The sequence below is a fragment of the Streptomyces sp. PTL18 genome, from assembly GCF_059510295.1.
Genome location: NZ_JCAJZO010000101.1, coordinates 1 through 1,411, shown reverse-complemented (window position 1 = coordinate 1,411; position 1,411 = coordinate 1). Strand labels below are relative to the sequence as shown.

General features: G+C 58.0%; 1 rRNA gene. It reads left to right on the top strand.

Going from position 1 to position 1,411, the window contains the following annotated elements:
- Positions 1 to 143 precede the first annotated feature (143 nt).
- Positions 144 to 1,411, top strand: a 23S ribosomal RNA gene (locus AC5WS8_RS39125); the annotation flags it as partial.

Genomic DNA, 1,411 nt, shown 5'->3' with positions numbered 1-1,411 from the left:
GTCGGGCACGCTGTTGGGTGTCTGAGGGCATGGCCGTGTGGTCTGTCTTCGGTGCCGGCCCCAGTGAACTCGGACCGTGGTGGTTCGGGGTGGTGGGTGGTTGGTCGTTGTTTGAGAACTGCACAGTGGACGCGAGCATCTGTGGCCAAGTTTTTAAGGGCGCACGGTGGATGCCTTGGCACCAGGAACCGATGAAGGACGTGGGAGGCCACGATAGTCCCCGGGGAGTCGTCAACCAGGCTTTGATCCGGGGGTTTCCGAATGGGGAAACCCGGCAGTCGTCATGGGCTGTCACCCGCTGCTGAACACATAGGCAGTGTGGAGGGAACGCGGGGAAGTGAAACATCTCAGTACCCGCAGGAAGAGAAAACAACCGTGATTCCGGGAGTAGTGGCGAGCGAAACTGGATGAGGCCAAACCGTATGTGTGTGAGACCCGGCAGGGGTTGCGCATGCGGGGTTGTGGGTTCTTTCTTCCACGGTCTGCCGGCCGTGGGGCGAGTCAGAAACCGTTGATGTAGGCGAAGGACATGCGAAAGGTCCGGCGTAGAGGGTAAGACCCCCGTAGTCGAAACGTCAGCGGCTTGCTTGAGAGATACCCAAGTAGCACGGGGCCCGAGAAATCCCGTGTGAATCTGGCGGGACCACCCGCTAAGCCTAAATATTCCCTGGTGACCGATAGCGGATAGTACCGTGAGGGAATGGTGAAAAGTACCCCGGGAGGGGAGTGAAATAGTACCTGAAACCGTGTGCCTACAAGCCGTGGGAGCGTCGGATGCAGCTTGCTGTGTCTCGTGACTGCGTGCCTTTTGAAGAATGAGCCTGCGAGTTTGCGGTGTGTTGCGAGGTTAACCCGGGTGGGGTAGCCGTAGCGAAAGCGAGTCCGAAGAGGGCGATGGAGTAGCACGCTCAAGACCCGAAGCGGAGTGATCTAGCCATGGGCAGGTTGAAGCGGAGGTAAGACTTCGTGGAGGACCGAACCCACCAGGGTTGAAAACCTGGGGGATGACCTGTGGTTAGGGGTGAAAGGCCAATCAAACTCCGTGATAGCTGGTTCTCCCCGAAATGCATTTAGGTGCAGCGTCGTGTGTTTCTTGCCGGAGGTAGAGCACTGGATAGGCGATGGGCCCTACCGGGTTACTGACCTTAGCCAAACTCCGAATGCCGGTAAGTGAGAGCGCGGCAGTGAGACTGTGGGGGATAAGCTCCATGGTCGAGAGGGAAACAGCCCAGAGCATCGACTAAGGCCCCTAAGCGTACGCTAAGTGGGAAAGGATGTGGAGTCGCACAGACAACCAGGAGGTTGGCTTAGAAGCAGCCACCCTTGAAAGAGTGCGTAATAGCTCACTGGTCTAGTGATTCCGCGCCGACAATGTAGCGGGGCTCAAGCGTACCGCCGAAGTCGTGTCATT